The sequence below is a fragment of the Luteimonas gilva genome, from assembly GCF_005239095.1.
Taxonomy (GTDB): Bacteria; Pseudomonadota; Gammaproteobacteria; order Xanthomonadales; family Xanthomonadaceae; genus Luteimonas_C; species Luteimonas_C gilva.
The window spans coordinates 194,035-215,184 of the sequence record NZ_SZUA01000002.1 but is presented as its reverse complement, the minus strand read 5'-3'; the positions used below and the strand labels follow the sequence as shown (position 1 = coordinate 215,184).

The window sequence follows — 21,150 nt, the reverse complement described above, 5'->3', positions numbered from 1 at the left end:
GGAATGCTCCGGCGGCCGTCGGCCGTCTCACCCCGGGATGCCGGCGGCCGCCGGGGCGCTCGCGCGCCGCCTGCGTCGGTCCGGTTAGGCTGATTTCACGCAGCGCGAACGGAGGCCGACGATGACGCAGATGAGCGCCGCTCAGGCGGCGGAATTCGCCGGGCGCTGGCTGCCGGCATGGACCGGCAACGGCCCGGAAACCCTGGCCGGTTTCTATGCGGAAGACGCCTTCTATTCCGATCCCGCGGTGCCCGACGGCTTGAGCGGCCGCCCGGCGCTGCTCGCGTATTTCCGCAAGCTGCTGGCGCGCAACCCCGACTGGGTGTGGACCCAGATCGAGGGCATCCCCATGCAAGCCGGCTTCCTCAACAAATGGCGGGTGCGGATTCCGCTCGCGCGCGGCGCGTTGGACATGGTCGGCGTCTGCTTGGTGCAGTTCGACGCCGCCGGCAAGATCCGCCGCAACGAAGTCTATTTCGACCGCACGCCGTGGCTGGCCGCGCTGAGCGCGGCCGCAAAGGCGACGTAGCCGAACGCTGCTAGCGCGGAGCGGTTCGCAGCAGGCAGCGCAGCGGGCGAACGGCATCCAACGGTTCGAGCCAGCTCGTCCACGGACGCGGCGCCAGACAGAACGCGAGCGCCATGTAGTACCGCCGCCGGCGAATGTCCGATGCCGTCTCAGTGGGAGCGAACGACGGCAGCGCGCGCACTGGAGCGGGCGCCGCCCGCTGCGGTATCGGCTTCGACGTCGAGGTCTGCGCCGGCGGGTTGGCGACGGTCGCCGGCGGCGCGATCGGCTGCGAACGCGGCGGAATCAAAGGCTGCGCGCCTTCCATCGGTTTCGGCTCGCCGCCGGGCAGCACTTCGGCCAGCTCGAAAGCGCCGATGTCCAAACCGTCCGCCGTGCCGCGCGGTCGTTGTCCGCCGATCGCGAGCTTCGTCCGGTACGGCGGATCTTGGATCGGCACCAGCAACGCCGACGGGAACGGAGATCCGATCGGCCCCGGCGGCGCGGGGTTGGCCGCATTGAGCAAAGCGCTGCCCGCTTTGGGCCGCAACAAGCGCTGCGCGATGTCGGTATCGCTCCAAGACGAAGGGTTGGTCCCTTTCAACGTGCCGCTCCACTCGCTCGCGCTGGGTACCAAGGCGGCATTGGTCTGCACCCAGTTGTTGCTGCCGGTCACCTTGCGCCCCAGCACCCAAGGCTCGCGGTCGAAGGGCGCGCAGAACGGCGTATCGACGTCCGAAGCCGGGTTTTCGCGAACGATGGCGGGCGCAGTGCCTTTGGATTGGTAGAAGACGTTGTTGTGCATCTCCAGCCGGCCCTGGCCCAGCTGCACCAAGATCGCGTTCACGCTGCCGCTGCGGTCGAGCAGGATCGTGTTGTTCACCAGCCGCACATGGCCCATGTTGCGGCCGTTGAGATCGCCACCGGCGCGGATCGCGTTCGGCCATCCCGTCGAAGTGTGGATGATGACGTTGCCGACCACGTCCGAATTCTCGGTCTTCAGGCCCGGCGTCCAACCCGGATTGTCCGCTTGCGCTTCGCAATCCGGGCCGATCAGTTCCATCTCCTGATAAGCCGCGCCTTCGAACCAGTTGTAGTAGATCTCGTTGCGTTCGTGCCGGCTCTTGAGCAGATTGCCGCCCAGGCCGTCGTGGACGTAGTTGTATTGCATGCGGAACACCGAGTTCGGGAACGCGACCTCGTCGGAGGCCACGTAAATGGCGTGCCGCTGCGTGCCTTGGCCGGCGTTGTAGATCTCGTTGTATTCCAAGGTGAAGGAACCCGAGCCGATGTCGGCGCCGAGCACGCCGTGCGCGGGGCAATCGTGTATGACGCTGTCGCGCACGACCACGTCGTTGGCGGCGTTGAACACGCAGCTGCTGGTGCCGCCGGCGACGTCGAAGCCTTCGAACACGACGTGGTTGGATTCCTGGAACTTGATCGTATGCGTGCCGCCGGAGATCTTCGGCCGCGACGTGCCCGGATCGCGGCGCCAGCGGATGATCACCGGATTGCCCGCGGCGCCGCCGTCGTCTTCCGTCACCACGATGCCGCCCGCATAGCTCGCATTGCCGTCGACCAGGACGATGTCGCCGGGTTGCAGATTCACCGACGGGCTGTTGAACAAAGCGGTGAGCTGGGTGAATTGGCGGCCGCTGGGGCCGACCGTGTACGTGGCGGCCGCGACCGGCGCGGACGCCAGCGCGGATAGGATCAGCAAACCTGCGGTTCGGGCATCGGGGCGCATGCGCATGTCCTTGCTCTGCGGAAGCCCGGATTCTGCGCCCGTTCGCGGCGCGGCGATACCGACGCAAGTCAGGCCGCCACCGCGAAACGTGACGCCCTGCTCAGGGCGCGGCGACGGGTTCGCGCGTCAAGGCGTATAGGATGCGCGCGTCTTCCGCGTCGAGCGCGTCGGTTTCGGTGCCGCGGTAGTGCCGGTGGAAGGCGCGCACCGCGGCCGCGCGATCCTCGATCGGATAGCCGACCAGGCGCAGCGCCAGCCAAGGATCGAAATCGGGCGGCGGCTCGCCGGCCGCCGGATCCGGCCAGCGCCCAAAGCCGGCGTCGGCCAGCTGCTTCCACGGGAAGAAGATGCCCGGATCGCGTTTGCGGGTCGGCGCGAAATCGGCGTGGGCCACGATCTGGGTGCGCGGGATGTCGAGCCGTTCGCAAAGATCGCCGAGCAGCTCGATCAAGCTGGCGATCTGCGCCGGCGCGAACGGCGAAGCGCCGTCGTTGTCCAGTTCGATGCCGATCGAGGCCGAATTGACGTCGGTGATGGTGCCCCAGCGGCCGGGGCCGGCGTGCCAGGCGCGCGATCCATCCGCCACCAATTGGTAGATTTCGCCGTCCTTGCCGACCAGATAGTGCGCGCTGACCGGACCGCCGCTGTTGCGTGTGCGCAGCGTGTCCAAACTTTCCTGCACGCCGTTCTGCTCGGTCGCATGGATCACGATCAGGATCGGCCGGCGCGGTTCGTGGTTGGGCGATGGCACCCACTTCGCCAGCGGATTGCGCGGCGGCGCATGGGTGCATGCGACGAGCGCAATCGCCACCAGCAACGACAGGATCGGCCAAGGTTTCATCGCCGCATTGCAACCGCTGACCGGCGCGATTGCAAGCCTTCGTCGCCGTGGTGGGGCGCTAGCGTTTCGCGCAAAGCCAAGCCGGATCGCCTGCCGGCATCGGCCGGCCCGGCGGCGGGCAGCGGTAACGCGACAGCACGCCGGTGGATTTGTCTTCCTCGCGGCCCGGCAGCCAGGACTCTTCGGTGAAGGTTTGGCCGTCCGCCGATATCGTCACCGTGCCGTATTGGCCGGGCTTGCCGCGGGTCTTCATCACATAAGCGATCTTGCGTTCGGAAACCCGCGTCACCGCGAACACCGTGTCCGACGGCGCGGACGGGCCAGTGAGTTTCATGTCGCGGCCGTCGAAGCGGCCGACCAGGCTTTGCTTGTCGGTCGGTATGGCCCAAGTGATGTTGCCCGATGCGTCTTCGCTGATCACGTAACCGTCGGGCATGTTGTTGGTGTCCATGGCCTCGCCGCGCCAGGTGCCTGCCAGGCCGCGGCCCGCACCGACGCGGGCGTAGCGTTTGTCGTGCTTGTACGGCGTGCCGTCCGGCAAGAAGCCTTCCGCTTTCACCGTCAACGCCTGGCCGTCGGAGGACAAGGTGCGGATCGCGGTTTCGGTGGTCTTGCCGGCGATCTTGGTTCGGGTTTCCCAGCGCCCCGGGGCGAGCTGTTTCCAGGAAACGGCGCGATCGTCGACGGTCTTGTGGTCTTTGCCGTCCACGGCGAAATCGTATTGCACGGTCGCGCCGTTCGAATAATGCATGCGGCCGCCGCCGAGGTCGGTATAGCGCACGGTTTCGGCCTTAAGGCGGCTGCGGGCGGGGTCGAATTTCCAGCTGCCGACGAAAGGGTTCCCCGCGAGCGCCGTCGCCGAAAACGTCAGCAGCGCCAGCGCGATCCATTTTCCAGGCTTCATGGCGTTCCTTACTCGCGTTCGACGGATGGTCGACCTTCTATACCACCGATACGCGCACCGCCGGTCCGGTTGCATCCGAGCGCCCGGCCTCCCGTAGAGTCGAGCCTGCTCGACTGCTTTCCTGCAAGATCGCCGGATCGTGACGAGAAGCAGTCGAGCAAGGCTCGACCCTACAAAAAAGCGGACGGCGTTGCGCCGTCCGCCCCTATTCAGGCCTCGTAAGCCGCTTCGCCGTGAGAGGTGATGTCCAAGCCTTCGCGCTCGGCCTCCTCGCCGACGCGCAGGCCGAAGACGGCCTTGGCGATCAGGAAGGCCACGACCGACACCACGCCGATCCAGACGATGGTGATGCCCACGCCCAAGGCCTGCGTCGCCACCTGCTTGACGATGCTGAAATCCGCAGCGCCCGTGCCGCCCAGCGCGGGCGCGGTGAACACGCCGGTGAGGATCGCGCCGACGATGCCGCCGATGCCGTGCACGCCGAACACATCCAGGCTGTCGTCGGCTTTCAACAAGCGCTTCAGCCCGTTCACGCCCCACACGCAGATCACGCCCGCCGCCGCGCCGATCGCGATCGCGCCGAGCGGGCCCACCGTGCCCGCCGCAGGCGTAATGCCGACCAAGCCCGCGACCGCACCGGAGGCGATGCCCAGCACCGAGGATTTCTTCTTCGCGAGCTTTTCGACCAGCGCCCAGGCCAGCAATGCCGCTGCGGTGGCCAGCAAGGTGTTGAGGAAGGCCAATGCGGCGGTGCCGTTCGCTTCCAGCGCCGAACCGGCGTTGAAGCCGAACCAGCCCACCCACAGCAACGCCGCGCCGATGAAGGTGAAAGTGACGTTGTGCGGCTTCAACGCTTCGCGGCCGAATCCCAGGCGCTTGCCGACGAAGTAGGAACCGACCAAGCCGGCGACGCCGGCGTTGATGTGCACCACCGTGCCGCCGGCGAAATCCAGCGCGCCTTTGCCGAACAGGAAACCCGGACCCGCCCACACCATGTGCGCGATGGGCAAGTAACCGAACGTGAACCACAACACCGCGAACAGCAGCACCGCCGCGAACCGCGCGCGTTCGGCGAACGCGCCGACGATGAGCGCGCCGGTGATGCCGGCGAACGTCGCCTGGAACGCGACGAACACGTATTCCGGCAACTTGAAGCCGGGCGAGAACGTGTCGGCCAAAGTGCCGATGCCGACGCCCTTGAGGAAGACCTTGTCGAGCGTGCCGATCCAGGCCCCGCCGCCGGCGAACGCCAGGCTGTAACCATACGCCACCCACAACAACGTGAGCAGCGAAAACACGCTGATCACCTGCGCCAGTACCGACAGCACGTTCTTGGAGCGGACCATGCCGCCGTAGAACAGCGCCAGGCCCGGCACCGTCATCAGCAGCACCAATAGCGTCGAAGTCAGCATCCAGGCCGTGTCGCCTTTGTCGACCACCGGCGTCGGCGCGGCCTCTTCCGCGGCCGGCGCTGCCGCGACCTCCGCCACGGCGGGTTCGGCGCCGGTTTGCGCCGCGTCCTGCGCGGACGCGTCGAAAGCGAACAACGCGCCGATGCACAGCGCGATCAGCAGCGAAGCCTGCAGGCGGATTTTCCACCCGGAGAACAACGATCGAATCTTCATGCTTGCCTCCATGGATGGTCAGAGCGCGTCGGCGCCGAGTTCGCCGGTGCGGATGCGGATCGCCTGGTCCAGCGCGACCACGAAGATCTTGCCGTCGCCGACCTTGCCGGTGCCGGCCGCGGATTGGATCGCCTCTAAGGCCGCGTCGAGCGCGTCGTCGGTGACCGCGCATTCGATCTTCAGCTTCGGCAGGAAATCGACGACGTATTCGGCGCCGCGGTACAGCTCGGTGTGGCCTTTCTGGCGGCCGAAGCCTTTGACTTCGGTGACGGTGATGCCGGATACGCCGACCTCGGTCAGCGCACCGCGCACGTCGTCCAGTTTGAACGGGCGGATGATGGCGGTGATCAGTTTCATGCGGTGTCTCCCGTGGTGCGCATCGGCGTCTCCTTAGAAGGCCTTGGCGAAGGTGAGCGAGAACCTGCCTTCGGCGATCTCGTTGCCGAAAGCGTTGGTGTAGAGGGTTTTTTCCGCGTCGGTGCCGGTGTAGGCGGCGGCGATCGAGAAGCCGTTGTCGAAGGCCTTGGTCACGCCGAGCTTCCAGTCGGCGTATTCGTAGGCTTCGTTGTTCTCGATCCACTGCTTGCCGCCGTGGACGTTCAACGTCCAACCGGGCGTGAATTGCCAGTTCAATGAGAGATCCAGATAGCCGCTGCCGTCCGAATCGGCGTAGCCGAACAGATCGGTGACCGCGTACGAATACTTGGCGGCGAGGGTGGCCGTATCGGACAGGCCGGCGCTGAGGCCGAAATAGACTTCGCCGGTGTCGGCGCTGTTGAAGCCGGCGGGGAAATCGCCCGGATACCAGTAGTAAAGCGCGCCGACGTCGTAGGCGAGCTTGCTGTCGCCGAATTTGCCGCGGTAGCCGAGATAGCCGTCCAGTTCCACGTCGCTGGAGATCGGCGCTGCGTCGGTGGACAGGTCGGACAGCCAGCTGACGCTGCTGCCCCAGGCGCCGACATAGAAACCGCCATCGGCCGCGTATTCGACGCCGCCTTGGACGGCGGGCTCTTGATTGGTTTGAGAAACGCCGCGAAACAGGTAATCGCTGGTCAAGGCGACGTTGCCGGTGGTGCCGGCGTACGCGTGCCCCGCGCCCAGCAGGAGCAGCGGTAACGACGATGCGAGTGCGGTCTTGCGAGACATGACAGGCTCCATGCGTGTAGGACACGCCCAAGTGAGCCCTCCCCAGTCATTGCTGCTTGCGCCTTGCGTAGCGCCTGCCCGGCTTCGTCGCGTCCGGGTCGCGCTTGGAACGGTTTCGCTTTCTCCTCTGCGATGGTTAGGCCGTTGCTTGGCTTGTCTCCTTCCCCTTCAAGGGGAAGGCCGGGATCGGGATGGGGTTCATGTCGCAGCGCAAACCCCTCCCCACCCAACCCTCCCCTTGAAGGGGAGGGCTCAAAACTCATCAGATCGCGTAGTACATCTGGTACTCAAGCGGATGCGTCGCCGCGCGGAACGCGGTCACTTCCTTCATCTTCAGCGCGATGTAGCCGTCGATGAAGTCGTCGGTGAACACGCCGCCGGCCTTCAGGAACTCGCGGTCCTTGTCGAGCGCTTCCAGCGCCTGGTCCAGCGAATGGCACACGGTCGGGATGCCCTTCTCCTCTTCCGGCGGCAGGTCGTACAAATCCTTGTCGCTGGGGCCGCCCGGATCGATCTGGTTCTTGATGCCGTCCAAGCCGGCCATCATCAGCGCGGCGAAGATCAGGTAGCCGGAGTTCATCGGATCGGGGAAGCGGATTTCAATGCGGCGCGCCTTCGGATTGGCCACGTACGGAATGCGGCAGCTCGCCGAGCGGTTGCGCGCCGAGTAGGCCAACATCACCGGCGCTTCGAAGCCGGGCACCAATCGCTTGTACGAGTTGGTGGTGGAGTTGGCGAACGCGTTGATCGCGCGCGCGTGCTTGAAGATGCCGCCGATGTACCACAGCGCCATCTGGCTCAGGCCGCCGTAGCCGTCGCCGCTGAACAGGTTGACGCCGCCCTTGGCCAACGACTGGTGCACATGCATGCCGCTGCCGTTGTCGCCGACGATCGGCTTGGGCATGAACGTGGCCGTCTTGCCGTTGCGGAAGGCGACGTTCTTGATGATGTACTTCATGGTCAGCAGCTCGTCGGCCTTCTTGACCAGCGAGTTGAACTTGGTGCCGATCTCGCATTGGCCGGCGTTCGCCACTTCGTGGTGGTGCACTTCGACTTCGATGCCGACTTGTTCCAGCGTCTTGCACATTTCGGCGCGCAGGTCGTGCAGCGAATCCATCGGCGCGACCGGGAAATAGCCGCCCTTGATGCCGGGACGGTAGCCGCTGTTGCCGCCTTCGTATTCCTTGGCCGAGTTCCAATGCGCTTCTTCCGAATCGACGTGGAAGAAGGTGTGGCCCATTTCGTTGGCGTAGCGCACCGAATCGAAGATGAAGAATTCCGGTTCCGGACCGAAGAAAGCCTGATCGGCCAAGCCGCTGGACTTCAGATAGGCCTCGGCGCGCTTGGCCACGCCGCGCGGATCGCGCGAGTAGGCCTGCATGGTGGCCGGATCCAGGATGTCGCAGGTCAGCACCAAGGTCGGATCGGCGGTGAACGGATCCAGGAACGCGGTCGACGGATCGGGCAGCAGCACCATGTCCGATTCGTTGATGCCCTTCCAGCCGCTGATGGAGGAGCCGTCGAACATCTTGCCGTCCTCGAACAGGCCCGGCTCGACGATCGACTTGGGGAAGGTGACGTGGTGCTGCACGCCGCGCATGTCGGCGAAGCGCAGGTCGACGAATTCGACCTTGTGGTCCTTGATGAGCTTTTCGACGTTCTCGTAAGACATGGCACCGCCTTGGTTTGGGATGCCGTGTTTATTGCAAGCTCTGTGCCAACAATCAAACTATTGATTTATAAAGAATTACAGCTAATTTGTGATTTGAAATGCACTAACTTGGTGCTTGTCATTGTCGTTTAGCACTAATTAGATGCTTAGTCTCGATCGGCTATGCTTCCCCGCTTTGTAGAGCGGAGCTTGCTCCGCTCTACAAAGACAAGACCACCGCCACGGACCCATCGCGCACCCATGACCGACCTGCTGGCCGCCCTGCTGCTGGGCATCATCGAAGGCATCACCGAATTCCTGCCCATCTCCAGCACCGGCCATCTGCTGATCGCCGAACACTGGCTGGGCCGCCGCAGCGACTTGTTCAACATCTCGATCCAGGCCGGCGCGATCCTCGCCGTGGTGCTGATTTATCGGCAGCGTCTTTGGCAATTGCTGATCGGCTTCCGCGAAAAGGCCAACCGCGACTACGCGTTGAAGCTAGCGGTCGCGTTCGGCTTCACCGCCGCCGGCGGCCTGCTGGTGAAGGCGCTGGGCTGGGAATTGCCGGAAACGGTGGCGCCGGTGGCCTGGGCGCTGATTTTGGGCGGCGTATGGATGATCGCGGCCGAGCAACTGGCCGCCAAGCGCGCCGAGAAACTGGGCGAACGCAGCGAGATTTCGTGGACGACGGCGATCCTGGTCGGCATCGCGCAAGTGGTCGCCGGCGTGTTCCCCGGCACTTCGCGCTCGGGCGCGACGATCTTCGTCGCCCTGCTCGCCGGCACCACCAACCGCGCCGCGGCCACCGAGTTCGCGTTCCTGGTCGGCATTCCCACCATGTTCGCCGCCACCGGCTACGAACTGCTGCACGTGCTGCGCAACGGCGGTGCGGCGCACGAGGATTGGACCGCGCTGGGCGTCGCTTTCGTCGCATCGGCGATCACCGCCTTCGTCGCGGTGAAGTGGCTGTTGCGCTACATCCAGAGCCACCGCTTCACCGCGTTCGCCGTGTACCGCTTCGTCGCGGGCGTCGCATTGCTGCTGCTGGTGCCGTCGCCGTGAGCGAGCCGGCGGCGGACGCGACGGCTTCGGCGGGTTTCTTCCGCGACGTGTCGCTGTCGGCCGCCGTGGCCGGCTTCGTCACCGTGCTGGTCGGCTTCGCCAGTTCGGCGGTGATCGTGTTCCAGGCGGCGCAGGCTTTAGGCGCATCGCCGGACGAAATCAGTTCCTGGATCTGGGCGCTCGGCTTGGGCATGGGCGTCACCTGCATCGCCTTGTCGCTGCGCTATCGCGTGCCGGTGGTGACGGCGTGGTCGACGCCGGGCGCGGCAATGCTGATCACCACGACGTCCGGGCTGCCGCTATCGCAGGCGATCGGCGCTTTCTTGCTGTCGGCGTTGTTGATCCTGATCGCCGGCTTCAGCGGCTGGTTCGAACGCGGCATGCGCCGCATTCCGCTGGCGCTGGCTTCGGGCATGCTGGCCGGCGTGTTGTTGCGCTTCGGGCTGGACGCGTTCGTGGCGATGCAGACGCGGCTGGTGTTGGCCTTGGCGATGCTGGTCGTCTATTTGTGCGGACGGCGGTGGTTTCCGCGCTATGCGGTGATCGCGACGCTGCTGACCGGCATCGCCATCGCCGCGGGCACCGGCAGCCTGCAACTGGGCGCCGTGCATCTGCAGTTGGCCAAGCCGATCTTCACCATGCCGGACTTGTCGCTGGCCGCGGTGTTCGGCATCGCGCTGCCGCTGTTCGTGGTGACGATGGCCTCGCAGAACGTGCCGGGCGTGGCGGTGATCCGCGCATCGGGCTTCGACGTGCCGATATCGCCGGTGATCGGCTGGATCGGCGCGGTGAACGTCGTGCTCGCGCCGTTCGGCGCCTACGCGCTGAACTTGGCGGCGATCACCGCGGCGATCTGCATGGGCCGCGAAGCGCACGAGGAACCGTCGCGGCGCTACGTCGCTGCGGTGTTCGCGGGCATTTTCTATGTGGTCGTCGGTTTGTTCGGCGCGACCGTCGCGGCCTTGTTCGCGGCCTTCCCGAAAGAATTGATCATGGCGATCGCCGGCATCGCCTTGTTCGGCACCATCGGCAACAGCCTGGCCGCGGCGTTGCGCGAGGAACAAGACCGTGAGCCGGCGCTGATCACTTTTCTGGTAACCGCTTCGGGGCTGAGCCTGGGCGGGATCGGTTCGGCGTTCTGGGGCTTGCTGGCCGGCGTGGCGGTGCTGTTGGCGCTGCGCCGACGCGCGGCCTGAATGCTGGCGCCGTCCTCACCGCCGCGCTGCTAGGATCGGCCCGCAACGAAGGCTGAGCGCTGCAAGCCAGGGCCGTCTTTGTGGGAGGCGCTTCAGCCCCGGCAAGAGTCGCCGGACAGCTTGTCGGGGCTGAAGCCCTCCCACAAGAGCCGTTGCCTGCGCTAACCCCGCCATAGCCTTAGGCACGTTAGGTATGGTCCCCACCGGAGATTCGTCATGAACCTGCGCCTCCTGTTGCTGTTGTTGCCGTTGGCCGCGGTCGCCTGCACCCCGACCGACAAACCCGCGCCCGTCGAGCCCGCTTCGACCACCGAACCGCCCGCTCAAACCGAGCCGACCGCCGATGCCGGCGCCGCGCTGGCCGGTTACCGCTGGAAGCTGGAATCGGCGACCGACGCGCAAGGCAAACGCATCGACGCGCTGTTCCCCGGCGGCGACCGCGCGCTGAGCCTAAGTTTCGAAGGCGGCAAAGTCGGCGTTTCCGGCGGCTGCAACCACATCGGCGGCGCGTATGAAACCGACGCGCAGGGCAAGCTGAAAGTCGGCAGCCTGCAATCGACGCTGATGGCCTGCGACGAGCCGCTGATGAAAGCGGACAAGGCGGTGAGCGACCTGCTCGCCAAGCCGCTGGAAGCGCGCGTGGAAGAAAGCGCGCCGCCGCGCCTGCGCCTGGTCGCCGGCAACGGCGAGCAATCGGCCTGGGTCGGCGAAGCGACGCCGGAAACGCGTTACGGCGGCCCCGGCGAAACCGTGTTTTTGGAAGTCGCGCCCAAGCGCGTGGCTTGCAACCATCCGCTGATTCCGAACCACCAGTGCCTGCAGGTGCGCGAAATCCGCTACGCCGACAACGGCGTCAAGCAATCGCCGCCGGGCGAATGGCAGCCGTTGTACGAAGGCATCGAAGGCTTCGATTTCGTCGAGGGCGAACGCAAGGTGCTGCGGCTGAAGAAGTTCAAGCGCGATCCGGCGCCGGCCGACGCTTCGTCGGTGGTTTACGTGCTCGACATGGTGGTCGAGTCGGAAATCGCTCCCGCTAAATAGCGTTTTTCGTAGAGTCGAGCCTGCTCGACTGCTCTCCGTCACGATCTGCGGTCTTGGAGGAAAGGCAGTCGAGCGGGCTCGACTCTACGGTCGCACTACGGTTCGCGCCGGAGAGCCTTTGCCCAGCTCGCCCAGGAACGCGCACAAGAAAGTTTGCAAGAACGCGACCTGCGCGGCGAGTTCCAGGCATTCCTCCAGCGTCTGCTCGAAACGCTGCATCGGAATCGACAAGGACGCGAGATCGATCGAATCCAGGGCCACCGCCGCGATCGCAAAGACGACCGCAGCGATCAATCTCGCGCGCGCGCCTGGGTCCGCGCAGATCAGCCGCCAAACGCGCGGCAGGAAAATCAAGCCGACCGCGGCGTATCCCAGCATGATGAAATCGCCGGGCGCGACCCAGGGCAGGAAAGGAATGGACACGCCGTGCGGGGCGAGCACGCGGTCGCGCAGGCGCTCGTGCAGCGCGAAGCGATCGTCCAGCGCGAACCAGAGGAAGGCCGCCGCGAGCAGCCACCACGTGGCCGCTTGCGGCGCGCGCGACAACCAAGCGCGCGCGCCGGCCACGAAGGCGGCCATCGCGGTGGCGAACATCACCGCCACTTCCAGCGTGGTCATCGGGGTGTGTTCGAAATTGATCCATAGCCAATAATTCGGCCATTGCGCCAGGATCAGCAGCGCCACGAAGCCGGCCGGCAACAACGCGCTCAGCCACAACAAAGCCGAGCGCAGCCGCGCCAAGCGGGCGGGATCGCCGATCGCGACGGCGTCACTCATGGGCGACCTTTTCCGCCAGCGCGGTCAATGCGGCCACCCAATGCGCCATGCCGCGGGCGATGGTTTCGTCCGAATACCAAGCGGTATGCCCGGTTTGCAGGATGCGTCCCGGCTCGATGCCGGCCAGCGCCGCTTCCGCGAACACTTTGTCGTCGACGGCGTAGCCCGACAGCGTTTTCGCGCGGATCGCCGACAGGACGGCATGATTGTCCACCAAGGTGCTGCGCGCCGGATTGATCAGATAACTCCCCGGCCGCATCCGTTCCAGCTCGCGCGCGCCGACGATCGGCGCCGCGCCGCGCCGCTGCGGACAGGCCAACACGACCACATCCGACCGCTCGATCAGCGCATCGAAACCGACGCCCGCGCCCGTCGCGGGAACGGCGGGCGCCGGATCGCTCCAAGCCACTTCCATGCCGAACGCCTCGGCCAGGCGCGCGACGCGCGAACCGATCCGGCCGTGGCCGACCACGCCCAGGCGTTTGCCCGCCAATTCCCATCCGCGCAGCGACACCGTTGCCGGCAGGTCGCCGCGGGAGACGCGTTCGCTCAGATGCAAGCGCCTGCTCAGCGCGAGCAGCATAGCGATGCTGTGTTCGGCCACGCTCACCGCGGAATAGTCCGGCAGGCTCGCGAAGGCGATGCCGCGTTCGCGCAATGCTTCCAGGTCGATCCATTCGGTGCCGGTGGCGTGGATCGCGACGGCGCGCAGCTTCGGCAGCGCGTCGATCGCGCCGCGATCGAAATCGGCGATGGCGCGGCGGGTGAAACCGAGTATCTGCGCGTCGCCGCAACGCTCGACGAATTCCGCCGCGGACAAAGGCGCCAGCACGGGACACAGCATCAAGTCCGCAACCTGGTGCAGGGCGTCCAATTGACCGGGAACGAAGCTGTCGCGCCCGCGTGCGCACATCACCGTCATTTTCGGCAGCGGCATGCGCGCCGCCGCGGCGGACGCGGTTCCCGAGATCGACATCTTGCTTGCCCCCTAGCGCGGTACCGCTCCCCCCGGCGCTAAGCATAGCGGGCAAAACGGCGGAAGCCACGTCCACGCTTCGGTTGGCTGGCTTTTGTAGGAGCGGCTTTAGCCGCTCCTACAAAAAGCGGAGGCGCTCGCGGCTAGCCGGCGAGCACCTTCGGATTCAGCGAGTAATTTCCGGTGACGGCCGCTTCGGCCAGAACCTGACCTTCGGCCGCTTTGCGCACGTCGGCAGCGGTGAATTTCGCGGGCAGTTCGAGCTTGTCGGCGCCCAGCGCGAACAAGCGGAAGACGTAGCGATGCGTGCGAAGATCGTTCGGCGGCGGGTAGGGGCCGTCGTAACCGAAATAATCTCCGCCCAGTTCGGCGTCGCCGGTGAACCAGCCGGTGTAGTCGTTCAAGCCTTGGCGCGAACCGGCCGGGCCTTGCGGCGAACGCTTGCCTTGCTTGGTCACGCCGTCGCTGCAACTACCCGCGGCGATTTCGCGGACGTCGGCGGGGATGTCCGCCATCGCCCAGTGCACGAATTCGCCGCGAGGGTGATCGGCCGGAATCTCGACGCCTTCCTTGCCGACCAGCGAAGGATCGGTCGGCGCGTCGCCATCGATGCACAGCAGCGCGAACGAGCGCGCGCCGGGCGGAACCTCGTCCCAGGCCAGATGCGGATTGCGGTTGCCGCCGAAGCCGTCGACGGCGCCCATCGCGAATTCGGGCGGGATGCGGCCGCCGTTGTCGAAGCTGTCGCTGCGCAGTTTCATGGCTTTTCCTTGATGGGGTACGCGACTCGGGATTATCGGCCCCCCGCAATGAAAAATTCGTAGCCCGGGTAAGGCCGCAGGCCGCACCCGGGCACATGTCGCGACTCGCCTCCCCGGTGCGCTGCGCTTACCCGGGCTACGGAGATGCCGCGGCGCTCAGGCGCTCGGCCACCCAATGCTCGCCGTAGCCGTCGAGCTTGCCGTTGAGCAGGAACCCGCAATGCCCGCCCCAGCGCGCGATTTCCAGATATGCCGTGCCGGGCAGGCGCAACTCGCGGAAATCGGCCGCGGGAATCACCGGATCGTCTTCGCTGGTCAGGATGCTGGCCGGCACCTGCAGGCCGGCCATGCGTTCGCCGGCGATGTTGTAGCCGTCGAAATAGGCGTCGATGGTGCCGAAATCGGTATGCCTTTCCACCAACCAGCGGGTCAGCTCGCGCATGCCCTGCTTTAAGGTGCGGTTATCGTAGTCGTGCAGCTCGGGGAACAGCGCACGCTTGCGCACCAGCGAATCGCGCCATTTGCGTTCGAAATAGCCCAGATACACGCCCACCCCGGCTTCCATCACTTCCATCGTCCGCGCCGGATCCAAGACCGGACATACCGCCGCGACGTGCGCCAGCGGCAATCCGGCGACGGGCGCGCGCAGCGCCAAGCGCAAAGCGAAATTTCCGCCCAGCGAATAGCCGGCCGCCATCAGCGGCCGTGCCGGGAAGCGCTGCGCGATGTCGCAGGCGGCATGCACCACTTCGCCGATGCGGTTGGAATGGAACAGATCTTCGTTGAGGTGGTGAGTGTCGCCGTGGTCGCGGAAATTGAGCCGGAACACTTCGAAACCGGCGCGCAGCAGCTGCGCCGCGGTCAAGCGCATATAGCTGGATTCGGCGCTGCCTTCCCAACCATGCAGCAGCAAGGCCAGGCCGCGCGGCGGCGCGCCTTCGATCCGGCTGTGCAGGCCGTGCAAGCGCACGCCGTCGCCGCCGTCGACGATGTGTTCGGTGGTGATCGGGCGCAGCGCGGCCAGCTCGCGTTCGCCGCGGCGACGGCGCATCGGGCTGGAGCCCAGCATCGACTGCAAATGCGGACTGCGCAGCCACCAGGGCGGCCGATAGCCGGAGGCCTGCGGCGAAACCTGCGCGGCCGCCGTCGTTTTCACGACGCCATCGCCGCCACGATCCGGTCGCGCGCCAGCTCGGCGATGCGGCGCCGGCCTTCGGCGTCGACGGTGGCGATCGGCGCCAGGAAATGCACTTCCGCATCGCGCGACGGTTCGCCGAGCAAGCGCAGGAAATTGCCGAAGAAGCTTTCGCCCGGGCCGAACGCGACCACGGTCTGCGCCGAGCCGCGCGCGCCGTAGCGCAACGCGATCGGCTGCACCGGCGCGCCCGCTTCGACCGCGGCCAGGAAGATGCGCGCATGGAACGGACCGACCGCTTCGCCGCCGCGGGTGCGGCCTTCCGGAAACACGCCGACCGAGCGCCCGGCGCGCAGCCGCGCCAGCATTTCGTGCAGCACGCCGCCCAGCGATTCGGTGCTGCCGCGCTGATGGAAGATGGTCTCCCCGCGCGCGGCCAGCCAACCCACCAGCGGCCAACCGCTGATCTCGCGCTTGGCCACGAAACCCATCATCCGCTGGCTGTGCAGCACGACGATGTCGGTCCAGCTGACGTGGTTGGCGACGAACAGCGCCGCGCCCGGCAGCGGCGTGCCGAAGCGGCGCAGGCGGAAGCCGAACACCCGCATCAAGCCGGCCGACCAGGCGCGGATGACGCGATAGCGCAGCGGTTCGTCGCCGATGCGGATGCCGTCGGTCAGCGGCGTCATGCACAGCAGCGCCAGCGGCAACCCGACGACGATATGCACCGCCAGCAGCGGCACGCGGATCGCGTATCGCAGCCAGCGCAGGACCGGAGAGGAAGAGGAGCTCACGGAGCAACGATACTCAAGCGCATTAGAGTCGGGCTATAGCTTCGGCTGTAGCCCTCTCCCGCCTGCGGGAGAGGGTTTGGGTGAGGCCGCGGGGAGTCGCCGATTGCGGCAGCCCTGGAGGGTGGTCGGAAACCGGTTGTTTGTCGCGACCGGCAAGCCCGCGCGCCCTCATCCGGCGCTTCGCGCCACCTTCTCCCGCCTCGCAGGAGAAGGAGAGGTCATGCCGGCTTGTCGATCACCGCCAGCGTCAGCCGCGACACGCACACCGGCCGTCCGCGTTCGTCCTCGATCTTGATCTCCCACACCTGGGTGCTGCGGCCGACGTGGATCGGCCGCGCGGTGCCGACGACCAAGCCTTCGCGCACGCCGCGCAGGTGGTTGGCGTTGATCTCGATCCCCACCACGCCCTGGCCCGGGCCGACGCACAAGCCGCCGGCGCTGCTGCCCAGGGTTTCGGCCAATGCCACCGAGGCGCCGCCGTGCAACAGGCCATAGGGCTGGTGCGTGCGCGCATCGACCGGCATCGTGCCGCGCAGGTAATCCGCGCCGAGCTCGGTGAAGCGGATCCCGAGCGGCTCCATCAGCGTGCCTTTCGACAACGCGTTGAGTTCGTCGAGAGTGACGTCCTGGCGGAACACCGACGCGGCGGTTAGGACCGGATCAGTTGAACTTGAACATGCCCGGCCGCCAGGTGCGCGTGTAGGTGCGCTTGGCCGCGTACCCGCTGCTGCTGCCGTAGCCGGTGCCGTAGTCGCGCTCGCGGCGCTGGTGCATGCGCTCGAACAGCTCCTGGCGGCGGCTGTCCAGCCAGTCGGGATGGCCGACCGCGGACGGTTCGATGCCGCGCTTCTCGGCTTCGCGCTGGCGGAAGTCGCAGAAGTCGTCGTAGGCGTCCAGCTCGTGCTTCAGTTCCTTGACGCACAGCTCGATCATGATCGCGTCGTCGAGGAAGCCGAGCACTTCGATGTTGTCCGGGATCACGTCCGCCGGATCGGCGAAATACACCAGCGCCGACAGCACCCGCTGCTTGTCCGCTTCGGGCAGTTCCCAGCCGGTGTCGCGGACCATGGCGATCATGTCGTCCAGGCGCAGCAGGCGGTCCAGGATGAAATCGGGCACGTGCACTTTCTGCGCGTCGGCCAGCAGAGCGCTGGCGGCGTTGATCACCTCGTCGGACGACTTGCCTTCGGCCGCCTTGCGCGCCGCTTCCATCGCTTTATTGAAGTGCTCGAGGTCGCGGTCGTTCAGTTCGATGGTCAGCGAGATCGACATGGCGGTTCCGTGGGGTCCGGGGCGGAAAAGGAAGCCGCCAGACTAGGCCGCCGCCCCCGGCGCGTCAATCGCGACGCTGCGCGCGCGGGGGCCAAAACGTATTTTTCACGCCATGCGGAAGCGTTCCTGGCCCCAATCTTCGGCGTAGCGCCGATCGCTGGCGTAGCCGCTGCTGTTGCCGTAGCCGACGCCGAAATCGCGCTGGCGCCCCAACTGCCATGCCGGGCCTGCGATGCGGAAGCGGTTCGATGCGGTGGGCGCGGTCCGAGTCGGGGTCGGCGCGGCCGGGTTGTTCTTGTTCTGGCGGTTCATGGCGATTCCTGCACGTCGTGGGGGCGGGCCGCGCTACCGGGGAAGCGTTATCGGCGGCCTTCGAGTATTTGGATGACGCAACGCGCCGAACGGTTGCAAGCGCGCGGGCATGACCGATGGCAGGGTCTTTGCTTTCGTCCATGGCTTTTGTGGGAGCGGCTTCAGCCGCGAGCTCTTCCGGTCACATCGCTGCAATCTGCAGGAAAGCTCGCGGCTGAAGCGCCCCACAAAAAGCGGTTACAGGATCGGCGCCAATCCCGCGCCGAAGGCGGTGAAGATCCGCGTGCTGAGCCATTTGAAGCCCAGGTCCACTTCCGGATAGTCGCCGACCGGTTCGTAGCAATCGCGGAAGCCCGGCGCGTCCGGCGGCAGCGGCAAGGGGCAGTTCGGGCCCGGCTTGAATTCGTAGCTGGTGGCGTAGCGCACCGGCCATAGGTCGAACAGCGGCAAGTGTTCGGAAATCTTCGCCAGCGAATATTCCAAGCCGGAGAACACCGGCGGCTTGTCGCGCCGCGCGATCACCCACGAATTCTCCGGCGCGATGTCGCCGCGGATGCTCGCCGCCAGCGCCTGCGCGAACGCGTCGTCCTCGATCACCACCGCGCTCTCGGTGTTGTAGCGGTCGCCGCGCGGATCGAAATTGTGGGTGCCGACTACGCCGATCCGGTGGTCGATGACCATCGACTTGGCGTGCAAACCGATGCGCACGCCTGCGCTCTTGAGCGGAACGGGGCGGTTGGCGCCGCTGCCGAAATAGCGGCCCACGAACGATTCCCGCTCGAGCGGGGCCCGCGACGCGTCGGCGCCGCGCAACGCGCGGCCGCTGCCGCCGCTGCCCGAAAGGCCCATCGGTTGCGGCGACGGGGATGGAACGGCCTGTCCGGGCAAGAGCAGGGGGGCCACATCCTTCGGCAAATCGGCGCCGGTCGCCGTCAGGTCGATCGGCGCGGTGAGCGGGAACGGCTTCAATTCGTAGATCTGGAAGCCGAAGTCGCGCAGATAGCGTCGCTTGTATTTGTAGGACAGCGCGTAGGTGATGAACGAATCGGTCGCCGCCAGGCTATTGGTCGAAATGACGATCCGCGGCGGATTAGGGCCTTCGTGCAGTTGCCGGAACAATTGCTGCGCCGGCTTGGACAGCACCAGGTACGGCGTCTGCAGCAAGACTTCCTCGCGCGCCGAGGCGATGAGCTGGTTCAAGCCCGGCGTGGTCAGCTTCGCCGCTTCGGCGCGCTTGGGGTCGCGGCGGTGCTTTTGCGGAAGATCGGCGACGAAATCCACGCCAGCCACGCGCATCGCTTGCGAAGCCAGTTCGCGCTCCACCAGCGCCGCGTCGCTCGCGTTCTGCGACATCGCCTGCGCACGCTGCGGCTGTTCGTAATGCGGCGACGGCAGAGCGGGCACGCCTTGCCGCAGCAGGCGCTTGCCGACGTCGCCCAGCTGTTCCACCGGTTTAGTCCGGAAGGCGCCCCAAAACGCCTCGAAGTTGGCGGCCATTTCGCGCGCCACGGGGCCGGCGACCAGGACGTCGCGGTCGCGGAAGTTGTACGACGGATTCCAGTCGTAATAGTCGTCCTGATAGTTGCGGCCGCCGGTGATGCCGACTTCATCGTCAATCAACAGCAATTTGCTGTGCATGCGCTGATTCAAGCGGCGGAAGCAGCACAAACCGGCGATCAGGTATTGCGGGTAACTGATCCGGGCGCGGTTGAGCACCGGGTTGTAGATCCGGATCTGGAAATTCGCATGCGCGCCGGCCAGCGCGGCCAAGGTGTCGACGCTCTTCAAGGCCGACAATTGGTCGACCAGCACCCGCACCCGTACGCCGCGCCGCGCCGCGGCCAGCAATTCGTCCAGCACCAGCCGGCCGGCGTCGTCCTCGTCGAAGATGTAGGTCTGCAAGTCGATCTTAGCGCGCGCGCTGCGCAGCAGATTGATCCGCGCCAGCAAAGCTTGCGGGCCGCGGTCCAGGATCAGCGCGTAATGGCGCGGCGCGTCCGGACCCGATTCCAGCAAGGCTTTTTCGCCCAGTTCGTGCAGCGGCGACGGTTGCGCGCAGCGGTCGGCTGCGGCGCAGTCGATAACGGTGGAGCGCGCCTGCGTCGCGATCAGCGTCGCGCGTTCGCGCTGCGACTGCGACATCGTCGCGCAGGCCCCGCACGACAAGGCCAGCAGCGCCAGCAGTAGCGCGCGCGCTGCGTTCAAGCCGGCGGCTCTGCGCGCATGCGCAAGTTGAGCAGGAAGTACACGCGGTTGTGGATCGCCAGGCCGAAGCCGTTGATGCCGTAGTTCTCGCGGCGCACGCTGCCGCGCGCGACCACGTCGCAATCGTGCGCGGGCCGCGCGCACGCCGCCGGCGCGATCGTGAACACTTCGCGGCGGGTGACGCCGCGGATGGTCAAGCGTCCGCCGAGCTCGCCGCCGTTGCGCAGCAGCGCTTCGTCGTAAGGCTCGGAGATGAATTCGATCGACGGATGCCGTTCGGCGTCGAAGAAGCGCGAACCGCGGGCGAAGCGGCTGTAGCGCGGGCTGTCTTCGATCTCGACCGCGCCCGCGGCCAGGCGCAGCTGCACCCGGTGCCGGCCTTCGCTCAGCGGCACGATTTCACCTTCGTACTGCGGGAAGCGGCCGTCGAGGGTTTGTCCCCAACGCGTCTCGATGCTGAAACCCAAGCGGGTATGGGCCGTATCGATCCGCAGGTTCGCCGGCGCCGCGGAAGCGGCGCCGAGCGCGAGCAGCCAACACAGCCCAACGAACGCGCGCATGGCGCCGGCGCTGGGCCTCACGGCCACCAGAACGCGGAGAGGGTGGCGATGCCGGGCTCGATCGCCGCATCGGCCGGCAGCGACAACACCGCGATCCCGCCCGGCGGCATGCCGCGGTAGTCGCCGGATTGGCCGCTGTGCATCAGCGCGGCCAGTTGTTCTAGACCGGGGTTGTGGCCGACCAGGAGCAGGCGTTCGGCCTCGCGATGCCCGTCGGCCAGCGCGGCCAGCGCGCCGGGCGTCGCCTCGTAGATGCCGGTTTCCAGGCGCTGGTCGACGTAGCCGATCTTGCCCAGCACCGCCTCCAAGGTTTCCCGTGTCCGCCGCGAAGGCGAGCACAGCGCCCGGTCCGGAATCAGGCCCTGCTCGGCCAGCCAGCGGCCGGCGGCCTCGGCTTCGGCCAGTCCTTCCGGCGACAGCGGTCGGTCCAGATCGGCCTGGCCGGTGGTGGCCGGTTCGGCATGGGCGTGTCGCAGCAGGATCAGTTCTCTCATGGGCTCGCTTCGCGCATCGCAGGCCTTAGCGTAGCCCGGGTGGAGCCGCAGGCGATACCCGGGATTCGCCGCGGCAAAGATTCAGGATTCATGTAGCCCGGGTGGAGCGAAGCGATATCCGGGACCGAGTCGCGTCTTGT

At 66.6% G+C, this 21,150-nt stretch carries 22 protein-coding genes; 4 read left to right on the top strand and 18 right to left on the bottom strand.

Annotated features, from left to right (window positions below; all coding sequences use genetic code 11):
• The first annotated feature begins 121 nt into the window (after positions 1–121).
• Positions 122–529 (top strand): nuclear transport factor 2 family protein, encoded by a 408-nt coding sequence (locus FCE95_RS08940; protein WP_137266684.1) that lies wholly within the window; start codon positions 122–124, stop codon positions 527–529.
• Between the two features lie 10 nt (positions 530–539).
• Here FCE95_RS08940 and FCE95_RS08935 read toward each other — a convergent pair whose 3' ends face one another.
• The 7 genes from FCE95_RS08935 to glnA form a co-directional block, all read right to left on the bottom strand.
• Positions 540–2,255 (bottom strand): right-handed parallel beta-helix repeat-containing protein, encoded by a 1,716-nt coding sequence (locus FCE95_RS08935; protein ID WP_137266683.1) that lies wholly within the window; start codon positions 2,253–2,255, stop codon positions 540–542.
• A 100-nt stretch (positions 2,256–2,355) separates the two neighbouring features.
• On the bottom strand, positions 2,356–3,096 hold the full coding sequence (locus tag FCE95_RS08930) for an N-acetylmuramoyl-L-alanine amidase (RefSeq protein WP_137266682.1): 741 nt from the start codon (positions 3,094–3,096) through the stop codon (positions 2,356–2,358).
• Between the two features lie 58 nt (positions 3,097–3,154).
• Positions 3,155–4,000, bottom strand: coding sequence for a hypothetical protein (locus FCE95_RS08925; RefSeq protein ID WP_137266681.1), 846 nt, complete (start codon positions 3,998–4,000; stop codon positions 3,155–3,157).
• Positions 4,001–4,209: 209 nt separating this feature from the next.
• Positions 4,210–5,625, bottom strand: coding sequence for an ammonium transporter (locus FCE95_RS08920; RefSeq protein ID WP_137266680.1), 1,416 nt, complete (start codon positions 5,623–5,625; stop codon positions 4,210–4,212).
• A gap of 18 nt (positions 5,626–5,643) precedes the next feature.
• Positions 5,644–5,982, bottom strand: coding sequence for a P-II family nitrogen regulator (locus FCE95_RS08915; protein ID WP_137266679.1), 339 nt, complete (start codon positions 5,980–5,982; stop codon positions 5,644–5,646).
• A gap of 33 nt (positions 5,983–6,015) precedes the next feature.
• Positions 6,016–6,771, bottom strand: coding sequence for a TorF family putative porin (locus FCE95_RS08910; protein WP_137266678.1), 756 nt, complete (start codon positions 6,769–6,771; stop codon positions 6,016–6,018).
• Between the two features lie 262 nt (positions 6,772–7,033).
• Entirely contained in the window at positions 7,034–8,443 is a 1,410-nt protein-coding gene (gene glnA / locus FCE95_RS08905) for a type I glutamate--ammonia ligase (protein WP_137266677.1), read from the bottom strand.
• Between the two features lie 240 nt (positions 8,444–8,683).
• Here glnA and FCE95_RS08900 point away from each other — a divergent pair, with 240 nt between their 5' ends.
• From FCE95_RS08900 to FCE95_RS08890, 3 genes are all read left to right on the top strand, one after another.
• Positions 8,684–9,487, top strand: coding sequence for an undecaprenyl-diphosphate phosphatase (locus FCE95_RS08900; RefSeq protein ID WP_137266676.1), 804 nt, complete (start codon positions 8,684–8,686; stop codon positions 9,485–9,487).
• Complete coding sequence (locus FCE95_RS08895; RefSeq protein ID WP_137266675.1) at positions 9,484–10,683, top strand: benzoate/H(+) symporter BenE family transporter; 1,200 nt, start codon at positions 9,484–9,486, stop codon at positions 10,681–10,683. Before FCE95_RS08900 ends, FCE95_RS08895 begins: the two co-directional genes overlap by 4 nt.
• A 216-nt stretch (positions 10,684–10,899) precedes the next feature.
• Positions 10,900–11,724, top strand: a complete 825-nt coding sequence (locus FCE95_RS08890; protein ID WP_137266674.1) for an META and DUF4377 domain-containing protein — start codon at positions 10,900–10,902, stop codon at positions 11,722–11,724.
• 84 nt (positions 11,725–11,808) lie between these two features.
• On the opposite strand, the gene FCE95_RS08885 is transcribed toward FCE95_RS08890, so the two are convergent.
• The 11 genes from FCE95_RS08885 to FCE95_RS08835 form a co-directional block, all read right to left on the bottom strand.
• Positions 11,809–12,501, bottom strand: a complete 693-nt coding sequence (locus tag FCE95_RS08885) for a hypothetical protein (RefSeq protein WP_137266673.1) — start codon at positions 12,499–12,501, stop codon at positions 11,809–11,811.
• Complete coding sequence (locus tag FCE95_RS08880) at positions 12,494–13,477, bottom strand: 2-hydroxyacid dehydrogenase (RefSeq protein WP_137266672.1); 984 nt, start codon at positions 13,475–13,477, stop codon at positions 12,494–12,496. Before FCE95_RS08880 ends, FCE95_RS08885 begins: the two co-directional genes overlap by 8 nt.
• Positions 13,478–13,620: 143 nt before the next feature.
• Positions 13,621–14,238 (bottom strand): YbhB/YbcL family Raf kinase inhibitor-like protein, encoded by a 618-nt coding sequence (locus FCE95_RS08875; protein ID WP_137266671.1) that lies wholly within the window; start codon positions 14,236–14,238, stop codon positions 13,621–13,623.
• A gap of 136 nt (positions 14,239–14,374) precedes the next feature.
• Complete coding sequence (locus tag FCE95_RS08870; RefSeq protein WP_137267541.1) at positions 14,375–15,307, bottom strand: YheT family hydrolase; 933 nt, start codon at positions 15,305–15,307, stop codon at positions 14,375–14,377.
• An 83-nt stretch (positions 15,308–15,390) separates the two neighbouring features.
• Positions 15,391–16,167, bottom strand: coding sequence for a lysophospholipid acyltransferase family protein (locus FCE95_RS08865; protein ID WP_223266833.1), 777 nt, complete (start codon positions 16,165–16,167; stop codon positions 15,391–15,393).
• 218 nt (positions 16,168–16,385) lie between these two features.
• Positions 16,386–16,748, bottom strand: a complete 363-nt coding sequence (locus FCE95_RS08860) for a hotdog fold thioesterase (RefSeq protein ID WP_137267539.1) — start codon at positions 16,746–16,748, stop codon at positions 16,386–16,388.
• Between the two features lie 79 nt (positions 16,749–16,827).
• Positions 16,828–17,439, bottom strand: coding sequence for a YkvA family protein (locus tag FCE95_RS08855; protein WP_137266670.1), 612 nt, complete (start codon positions 17,437–17,439; stop codon positions 16,828–16,830).
• 105 nt (positions 17,440–17,544) lie between these two features.
• The gene (locus FCE95_RS08850) at positions 17,545–17,751 is read right to left on the bottom strand and encodes a hypothetical protein (RefSeq protein ID WP_137266669.1); all 207 of its coding nucleotides are present in this window, start codon (positions 17,749–17,751) and stop codon (positions 17,545–17,547) included.
• A gap of 237 nt (positions 17,752–17,988) precedes the next feature.
• On the bottom strand, positions 17,989–19,893 hold the full coding sequence (locus FCE95_RS08845) for a phospholipase D family protein (protein WP_137267538.1): 1,905 nt from the start codon (positions 19,891–19,893) through the stop codon (positions 17,989–17,991).
• A gap of 59 nt (positions 19,894–19,952) precedes the next feature.
• Positions 19,953–20,516 (bottom strand): YceI family protein, encoded by a 564-nt coding sequence (locus FCE95_RS08840; protein WP_137266668.1) that lies wholly within the window; start codon positions 20,514–20,516, stop codon positions 19,953–19,955.
• A 17-nt stretch (positions 20,517–20,533) separates the two neighbouring features.
• Positions 20,534–21,010, bottom strand: a complete 477-nt coding sequence (locus tag FCE95_RS08835; RefSeq protein ID WP_137266667.1) for a SixA phosphatase family protein — start codon at positions 21,008–21,010, stop codon at positions 20,534–20,536.
• Between the last annotated feature and the right edge of the window lie 140 nt (positions 21,011–21,150).

Excerpts from the sequence above, each read along its gene's own strand:
- FCE95_RS08940 (WP_137266684.1), top strand. The coding sequence starts at position 122 with ATGACGCAGATGAGCGCCGCTCAGGCGGCGGAATTCGCCGGGCGCTGG.
- FCE95_RS08935 (WP_137266683.1), bottom strand. The coding sequence starts at position 2,255 with ATGCGCCCCGATGCCCGAACCGCAGGTTTGCTGATCCTATCCGCGCTG.
- FCE95_RS08930 (WP_137266682.1), bottom strand. The coding sequence starts at position 3,096 with ATGAAACCTTGGCCGATCCTGTCGTTGCTGGTGGCGATTGCGCTCGTC.
- FCE95_RS08925 (WP_137266681.1), bottom strand. The coding sequence starts at position 4,000 with ATGAAGCCTGGAAAATGGATCGCGCTGGCGCTGCTGACGTTTTCGGCG.
- FCE95_RS08920 (WP_137266680.1), bottom strand. The coding sequence starts at position 5,625 with ATGAAGATTCGATCGTTGTTCTCCGGGTGGAAAATCCGCCTGCAGGCT.
- FCE95_RS08915 (WP_137266679.1), bottom strand. The coding sequence starts at position 5,982 with ATGAAACTGATCACCGCCATCATCCGCCCGTTCAAACTGGACGACGTG.
- FCE95_RS08910 (WP_137266678.1), bottom strand. The coding sequence starts at position 6,771 with ATGTCTCGCAAGACCGCACTCGCATCGTCGTTACCGCTGCTCCTGCTG.
- glnA (WP_137266677.1), bottom strand. The coding sequence starts at position 8,443 with ATGTCTTACGAGAACGTCGAAAAGCTCATCAAGGACCACAAGGTCGAA.
- FCE95_RS08900 (WP_137266676.1), top strand. The coding sequence starts at position 8,684 with ATGACCGACCTGCTGGCCGCCCTGCTGCTGGGCATCATCGAAGGCATC.
- FCE95_RS08890 (WP_137266674.1), top strand. The coding sequence starts at position 10,900 with ATGAACCTGCGCCTCCTGTTGCTGTTGTTGCCGTTGGCCGCGGTCGCC.
- FCE95_RS08885 (WP_137266673.1), bottom strand. The coding sequence starts at position 12,501 with ATGAGTGACGCCGTCGCGATCGGCGATCCCGCCCGCTTGGCGCGGCTG.
- FCE95_RS08880 (WP_137266672.1), bottom strand. The coding sequence starts at position 13,477 with ATGTCGATCTCGGGAACCGCGTCCGCCGCGGCGGCGCGCATGCCGCTG.
- FCE95_RS08875 (WP_137266671.1), bottom strand. The coding sequence starts at position 14,238 with ATGAAACTGCGCAGCGACAGCTTCGACAACGGCGGCCGCATCCCGCCC.
- FCE95_RS08870 (WP_137267541.1), bottom strand. The coding sequence starts at position 15,307 with ATGCTGGGCTCCAGCCCGATGCGCCGTCGCCGCGGCGAACGCGAGCTG.
- FCE95_RS08860 (WP_137267539.1), bottom strand. The coding sequence starts at position 16,748 with ATGGAGCCGCTCGGGATCCGCTTCACCGAGCTCGGCGCGGATTACCTG.
- FCE95_RS08855 (WP_137266670.1), bottom strand. The coding sequence starts at position 17,439 with ATGTCGATCTCGCTGACCATCGAACTGAACGACCGCGACCTCGAGCAC.
- FCE95_RS08850 (WP_137266669.1), bottom strand. The coding sequence starts at position 17,751 with ATGAACCGCCAGAACAAGAACAACCCGGCCGCGCCGACCCCGACTCGG.
- FCE95_RS08845 (WP_137267538.1), bottom strand. The coding sequence starts at position 19,893 with ATGTCGCAGTCGCAGCGCGAACGCGCGACGCTGATCGCGACGCAGGCG.
- FCE95_RS08840 (WP_137266668.1), bottom strand. The coding sequence starts at position 20,516 with ATGCGCGCGTTCGTTGGGCTGTGTTGGCTGCTCGCGCTCGGCGCCGCT.
- FCE95_RS08835 (WP_137266667.1), bottom strand. The coding sequence starts at position 21,010 with ATGAGAGAACTGATCCTGCTGCGACACGCCCATGCCGAACCGGCCACC.